Here is a 7,501-nt window from a genome sequence, read left to right as displayed (position 1 = left end):
ACACTTTAAAGGAGAGTGCCTTAAAAAAATAAGGAAAGCCTCGCAATGCGAGGCTTTTTTGTGTTTATTTTTTAATAGTTTTTCTTGTCATTGTTTTTCCATCTTTCATATAGATTTTAACAAAATAAATTCCCGATTTTAATGATGACATATTCAATTCTTTTAAAGATTTATCCGTTTTCAAAACAATTTGACCAACTGTATTAGACACTTCAACTCCTGAAATCTGATCATAAAAATTCGTATCGAATGTTAAAACATCTTGTACAGGGTTTGGATACATTTTGAATTCCTTCAGTCCAATTTGATTCACCGCTAAGCTATCTGTACTGAATTTAAAATTATCATAATAAGCATCTCCACCATAATTATTATGAAGCATTGTAAAACCATGAACATCTAGTTTCGTAAAATTATCTCCTGTATAAACCAATTTATCATTTAGATAATACTTGATTTCATTTTCTGTAACTTCAATTTTAAAATTATTCCATTTATTGATTGGCCAACCTTCTGCAGCATCTGCATAATCGAAACCATACTCAATATCTTTTGTAATATACAAATATCCCCTATTCTCCATTCCCAAACCTGCTACAGGATTAAATTCATCCGTTTCTGGGTTAATTGTAAATAAAGTAAATTCAAAATCTGCACCATCTCTTTTTGTAACAAAAGCATCAAAGGAAATCGTAAAACCCTTATAATCGACAGGTTTTTCAAAAGTTTTTGTCACTCCCATTACAGGGAAATATTTAGGTCCAAAATCAATCTGATCTCCATTTTTGAAAGAATAACTCCCTTCACTTGCTTGTTCATCCGAAATTATTTGATTATCTAAAACTTTTCCATTTCCTTCTGCAACTTCCCAATTATTCTGAGTATTGATATTTCCTAATTCATATCCTTCTTTCGTTTCAAAAGACGTATTTTTTTGGGCGAATGTTAATGTACTTGCAGTAAGTAATAAAATGTAAATTTTCTTCATATTGTATTAAATTAAAAGCTTACAATATATTAAAATAATTTTTAATGAGGTTCTATCATCATCACAATAAATATATTTAACAAATGTTATAACTATAATCAAATTAGAAATCTTTTACTCAACCAATCTTATATTTACACATTATTATAGAAATCAATCTACTATGAAAAAAATTATTTTTTTTACTCTCGTATTTTCATTAATCCTATTTTCTTGTAATGATGATGATTGTTTTACAACTCAAGAACCTGTTGTATTAGAATTTGTAAATTATAAGGGTGAAAACTTAATTCAAAAAGGAATTTTAACGAAAGAACATTTTCATTTCTTACAAGTTAACGGCGATACTAAATTTGGAATTTCTTTTGAAATTAATAATGAAAATAGAGTTATTTTAAATAAACCTGAATGGATAGTAGGTTCTACATCCTATGAGGCTATTGTACTAACAAAAGAGCCTAAACTATTCAAGTTTATTGTTAACATTTCAAAATGACCTGGAAAATGTGGAAGTAATAAAATAGATAATATTTTGTTCAAAAACATAGAATCTCTTTCTCAAGGAGGAATTCATCAAATAATAGTTGAATGAGCAAAAAAAATCCACTTAAAAGATTTAAGTGGATTTTTTATTTAAAACTATATTACTTACTGATGTTGTTGTGCATCAATAACAGCTATTGTTACCATATTTACAATTTCGCGAACAGTACTATCTAATTGTAACAAATGAATTGGTTTCTTCATTCCAATCAGAATTGGTCCAACCGCTTCTATATTTCCTAATTCTTGTAATAATTTGTACGAAATATTTGCTGATTCAAGATTTGGAAAAACTAATGTATTGGCATGCGTTCCTGCTAATTTAGAAAATGGAAAGTTGCTTTGTAACTTCTCTTTATTTACTGCAAAATTTGCCTGAATGTCACCATCTACAATAATTTCTGGATGATTTTTATGCAAATAATTTACCGCATTCTGAACTTTAGAAACTGTTTCTCCTTTGTTAGACCCGAAGTTTGAATAAGACAGTAATGCAATCTTTGGTTCAATTTTAAACTTCTTAATTGTTTCGTTAAATTGCAATGTAATGTTAACTAAATCCTCTGAAGTTGGATCTAAATTAACCGTTGTATCACCTAAGAAAACTGGTCCTTTTTCTGTCAACATCATATACATACTCGCAACTTTTTGACCTTGTTCTGCTCCTATTAATTCTAAAGCTGGACGAATCGCTTGCGAATAATTTTTCGTCATTCCCGAAATCATTGCATCTGCATAACCAAACTCAACCATACATGATCCAAAATAATTACGATCTCTCAATAATTTTTTCGCATCAGATTTTGAGATTCCTTTTCGTTGACGTTTCGAATAAATAAAATCAACGAATTGATTGTATCTGTCAGAATCTTCTTCTGCATTTGTATCAACAATTTCAACATCTTCCAAATCCAACATATAATCTTTAATCATTTGTTGAATTTTATTTTTCTTTCCTAAAATAATTGGAATAGCGATTTTTTCTTCCTTTACAATTTGCGCTGCACGAAGAATTTCGAAACGATCTCCTTCAGCAAAAACAACACGTTTTGGATTTGATTTTGCCGTTTGTGTCAAATTACGCATAATCGTACTTTCTTTTCCGATTCGCTTAATCAATGACAATTTGTATTCTTCGAAATCTGTAATGATATTTTTAGCAACACCAGTTTCAATCGCCGCTTTTGCAACCGCAGCCGAAACTTCTGGTAACAAACGTGGATCATTAGGTTTTGGAATAATATAATCTTTTCCAAATTTGATCGAATGATTATTGTATGCTTGCGTCACAACTTCAGGAACTGGTTCTTTTGCTAATTCTGCAATTGCTCGAACAGCAGCAATTTTCATTTCCTCATTAATTGTCGTCGAACGAACATCTAACGCTCCTCTAAAAATATACGGAAACCCAAGTACATTATTCACCTGGTTTGGATAATCAGAACGCCCAGTTCCCATAATAATATCTTGACGCGTCGCAACTGCTAAATCGTACGCAATCTCTGGATTTGGATTTGCCATTGCTAACACAATTGGATTTTCTGCCATTGTATTCAACATATCTGCTGATAAAACATCTGCAGCCGATAAACCGATAAAAACATCTGCATCTTTAACAGCATCTGCCAATGTCGAAATATCACGATCTGTTGCCCATTCTGCTTTAGAAGGATCAAGATTATCACGGTCAGAACGAATAACACCTTTACTGTCTAACATCACGATATTTTCTTTCGTTGCACCAACAGAAATATACATTCCTGTACACGAAATTGCCGCAGCACCAGCTCCGTTTACTACAATTTTAACTTTAGAAATATCTTTTCCTTGTAATTCACATGCATTAATCAACGCTGCACCAGAAATAATAGCTGTTCCGTGTTGATCGTCGTGCATAACTGGGATATTCATTTCAGCTTTCAAACGTTTCTCAATTTCGAAACACTCAGGCGCTTTAATATCCTCTAAATTGATTCCTCCAAAAGTCGGCTCTAAAGCTTTTACCGTATTGATAAATTCATCAACATTTTTTGTATCCAATTCGATATCGAAAACATCAATATCAGCAAAAATTTTGAATAGAAGACCTTTACCTTCCATCACCGGTTTTGAAGCTACCGCACCAATATCTCCCAAACCTAAAACGGCTGTACCGTTACTAATAACTGCAACCAGATTTCCTTTTGCTGTGTACTTATAAGCATTTTCTGGGTCTTTTTCAATCTCTAAACAAGGCTCCGCAACACCTGGCGAATAAGCAAGCGATAAATCACGTTGTGTATTCGTAGGTTTTGTAGGCACTACTGCAATCTTTCCTGGTTGACCCATCGAATGGTAATTCAATGCATCTTTCTTACGATTGTCATTCATTTCTCTGTGGTTTATATTTTTTCAAAATAAATTTAGGTAAAATATATTCAACCCACTTATGACAGATGTTAGATTTTAATATTTTATTAAAATAAATTATCGAGTTTTATAATTTTGAAGTTAATAATTATGAGGTTGATAAATTAAAAATTGAATCTCGTTGTTAACATAATTTGTGTTGGTCTCAACTTATAGATAAATCGTTGTTCGAAATTGGAAGAAAAACTGTTTTGAGAAAAATATTTTTCATTAAAAAGATTATAAGCAGACAATTCAAAATCTATTTTCTTCTTTTTTAATGAATAACGATACATTAAATCTCCGAAAGTAGAATTTGGATTTAATCTTGAATCATCATTAACATACAAATCAAAATTAAGTTTTATATAATGCTGATCTGCAGGAAAAAAATGTAATCCTATTTGGTGGATTTGATTGGTGATTGATCGTGAACTTGAGTTTCCTGATAATTTATTTTTATAATTGGTTACACCATATTTATACTCAAACGTCATCCAACTTAATAATCTGAAAGATGCATCAAAATTAGAAGTTAAAATGGTATTGTGAATTTCGATTAAATCATCATTTAATAATTGATCGTAGGTTGTAAAATTATAACCTCCAGCTAAATTAAATGTTGTCTTAATTTTAGAAAAATATTGACTTATTTTAGCATTAACAGAATGTGTTTTTTGATGATTTTTTAAGTTCAAAGCTTCTAAAACAGTACTTGCATCCGCATTATAGCTGTAATTGTAGATTAAGTTATTTTCTGACCAATTGTACGAATATCCAAAATTGATAAACCTAGATTTTATCGGATTTTTATACTCGAAACGTAAAGAAGAATTCCATTTTTTTACTTCGTTAAAATTTCCGTCATTTTGTTGAATAGAATTGTATCGATACAATATAAATCCTTCGTGCAAACGTGTTAAACTCCCCAAATCATTAGAGAAATTATGCGAGGTTGATACTTTCCAGAATTTTGAAAATTCTAAACCTATATTAAATTTTGGTTCGATGTAAAAACAATTGTATGAAGTTTTATTTCCAAAAGAATTATTCTCTAAATTATACCACTGAAAAGGAATTCCAAAAGAAAAATTAAGTCGATTCTTTCTGTACGAAAAGTTATTTTCTACATACGGATTTAAAGTTGACCAGCGTGTATTGTTCTCAAAAGAAGAATTTATCGTTTGCTCATCTGCCAACAAATTACTTTTCATCGTATGATTGATGTACTTAATTCCAATTTTAGACTGTAAGACAAACGCTTTTATTCCTTTTGAAAACTCAGCAAAATTATTTGTTGAGAATTTATCGAAATTAATTTGTTGAAATGCATTTTGATAATCAGTTCCGTTATTTATAAAATCAGTAAAAACTCCTGGCGTAATGCTCAAATTTTCGCTGTAATTTTTATATGCAATAACAGAACGCAACGTAATTAATTGTTTACCAATTTTTCTGATTGTTTTAAATTGATTAGAAAATTCTCTATTCGGTTGAGCTAATTTTTGCGAAATATAGTTATTGTTTTGATAGAGATTTCCTCTCGAACTATTCCAATCTCCTTTAAATTCCAAGACATTTTCAAGATAATTTTTCGAACTATTTTGAGATAATGTTGCTTTTAGATTAAGACTTTCTATTTGCAAATAATTTTGCTTGATTTCGTTGAGAAATATATCTCCCGTTGGTAAAAAATATTGTGTGTTTGTTTCTCCGAATCGCTTTTGAAAATCGTTGTGATAAGACAAGTTAATTCGTAAATCTAGCTCTTTTTTTAATTTAAAAAGATGATTCCAAGAACCAATATTTATTGCATTATCTAACCAACGTTCGCCATCAAAATTGGGAGTTTGTACACCTGCAATTGATAACCAACTTTCGTTCGAAAATTTTTCAGAGTCATTTAAAAAATCTTCAAGACTTAAGGTTTTTAATTGACGAGAAACATCATTTCCACGATTATTTCCTTGATAAGAACCTATCATTTGTTGCTTTTTTGTGAACAACATTGGTGTAATATTCGCCTGATACAACAATGGTGAAGCGCCAAGACCAACTTCTGCTTTACCAGAATAGGTAATTTTGCTTTTTAATTTGATATTTAATGCGGCTTTAGAGCTATAAACCAAACTGTCTAAAATCTTGATAGGCTGATGATTCTCTAAAATTTGTACTTTATCTACTGCATGTGCCGAGAGATTTTCGTTTGCTAAGGCATATTTTCCGCCCAACAAATCCATTCCTTCGATGTAATATTTATTAATTGGTTCGCCTTGATATAAAATTCTACCTGAAGCTTCTATTTCTATTCCAGGCATTTTTTTGATCACATCTGCTATAGAGCGATCTTGAATATCTTTAAAATTACTGACATCATACGCAATTGTATCCCCTTTTTTGCGAATTGGAGATTCTTTTAGTTTAACTTCTTTTAACTCAATGGCTTTTTCTTGTAAAGTAAAATCAAAATTTGTAGAAGATTCATTAACTAATTCCGATGTGAATGCATAATTCATCGCACGAACTTTTATTTCATAAGTTTCGTGCGATGAATTATCTATTTTTATTGAATATTTACCGTCCGATTTTGTAATAAAATACGCCAAGGTTTCTTCCGAAGTACTTGGAGAAATGGTAACGTTAGCACCAGATATAGGTTTTCCTTCCTCATTTTTTACAACACCAGAAATGGTAAGTTGTGCAAAAATAAAGTGAAAAAATAAAGCAAATAATAGTGTTAATTGGGCTTTCAAAAATTAATATGATTACTTTTTTCTAAAAAAACATTTTCGCTTTTTAATTTATTATCTATCTTTTTTTCCATTTCAGCTGGTGAAATATTAGAGCTTGTTATATTAAGACTTTTTAAGTTTTGTATAATTTCAACTCCCCTATTTTCATATATTTTTTTGTAATCCTCTAAATTCACTTTTTTTGATTTTGTAAAATCTTTTGTTAAATCAGGTTTTGTATTATTTTGATTAATCTCAATTGCAGAAAAATGGAAATAATTATTGTCATCATAGATTTCTAAAATAAGCCCTGGTAATCCTCCAAATTTGTATGGACCAACACTGTTTGGTATTTCTTCTGTGTACCAAGCTGTCCATTTTCGCCCTAAATATGTTGTTGTTGCTTTTTTTATAATTAAATCCAGCTGAGTTTTTTGCTCACTTTCTATTTTCCAATTTATTTCCTCAATAGGCTGATTTAATAGGTAAATATTTCTATTTACTTTACTTAATATTTTATTTGTTCCATTATTTCTTATTATAGTATGATTAATGATTGGGGATGGGTATTTTTCTTTTATAGCAGCTATATTTAGTGTGTTATTTGTTATAAATTCTTGAGTATTTTTAGCATTTAATCCTTGAAGATAATTATCGTAGTTTACCTTTTTTGGACTTATATAAATTGTACTATCTTTTGCAATATACAAATCCATTTCTTCATATTTTACTTCTTTTTTTACAGAATCAGTTACAAATTTCACGTCATATACAACTTTATATGTTTGTGCTTGAATAAAAAAAGAGGATAAAATAAATAATATGAATATTTTTTTCATAACTCTATTTA

5 protein-coding genes are annotated in these 7,501 nt (G+C 29.8%); 1 reads left to right on the top strand and 4 read right to left on the bottom strand.

The features are described from left to right. Window positions 1-64 precede the first annotated feature (64 nt). A complete protein-coding gene (locus tag B4G36_RS13185) occupies window positions 65-988 on the bottom strand; it encodes a T9SS type A sorting domain-containing protein (protein WP_291064290.1) in 924 nt (307 codons plus the stop codon). A gap of 163 nt (window positions 989-1,151) precedes the next feature. Here B4G36_RS13185 and B4G36_RS13180 point away from each other — a divergent pair, with 163 nt between their 5' ends. Then, complete coding sequence (locus tag B4G36_RS13180; protein WP_291064289.1) at window positions 1,152-1,484, top strand: hypothetical protein; 333 nt, start codon at window positions 1,152-1,154, stop codon at window positions 1,482-1,484. Between the two features lie 152 nt (window positions 1,485-1,636). Here the strand turns inward: B4G36_RS13180 and B4G36_RS13175 are convergent, their stop codons facing one another. The 3 genes from B4G36_RS13175 to B4G36_RS13165 form a co-directional block, all read right to left on the bottom strand. Beyond that, window positions 1,637-3,901: an NADP-dependent malic enzyme gene (locus B4G36_RS13175; RefSeq protein ID WP_291064288.1), complete on the bottom strand. Its 2,265-nt coding sequence runs from the start codon at window positions 3,899-3,901 to the stop codon at window positions 1,637-1,639. Window positions 3,902-4,044: 143 nt separating this feature from the next. Beyond that, a complete protein-coding gene (locus B4G36_RS13170) occupies window positions 4,045-6,672 on the bottom strand; it encodes a carboxypeptidase regulatory-like domain-containing protein (RefSeq protein WP_291064287.1) in 2,628 nt (875 codons plus the stop codon). Further along, window positions 6,669-7,490 (bottom strand): GLPGLI family protein, encoded by an 822-nt coding sequence (locus B4G36_RS13165; RefSeq protein ID WP_291064286.1) that lies wholly within the window; start codon window positions 7,488-7,490, stop codon window positions 6,669-6,671. Before B4G36_RS13165 ends, B4G36_RS13170 begins: the two co-directional genes overlap by 4 nt. Between the last annotated feature and the right edge of the window lie 11 nt (window positions 7,491-7,501).

Source organism: Empedobacter sp. UBA3239, assembly GCF_002362875.1.
In the GTDB taxonomy this organism is placed as follows: domain Bacteria; phylum Bacteroidota; class Bacteroidia; order Flavobacteriales; family Weeksellaceae; genus Empedobacter; species Empedobacter falsenii_B.
The sequence above is the reverse complement of the archived record's forward strand: the minus strand, read 5'-3'. Positions and strand labels throughout refer to the sequence as shown.

What these genes read in the sequence shown, in the direction of transcription:
- B4G36_RS13165 (WP_291064286.1), bottom strand. Translation starts at nt 7,490, where the DNA reads ATGAAAAAAATATTCATATTATTTATTTTATCCTCTTTTTTTATTCAA.
- B4G36_RS13180 (WP_291064289.1), top strand. Translation starts at nt 1,152, where the DNA reads ATGAAAAAAATTATTTTTTTTACTCTCGTATTTTCATTAATCCTATTT.
- B4G36_RS13175 (WP_291064288.1), bottom strand. Translation starts at nt 3,901, where the DNA reads ATGAATGACAATCGTAAGAAAGATGCATTGAATTACCATTCGATGGGT.
- B4G36_RS13185 (WP_291064290.1), bottom strand. Translation starts at nt 988, where the DNA reads ATGAAGAAAATTTACATTTTATTACTTACTGCAAGTACATTAACATTC.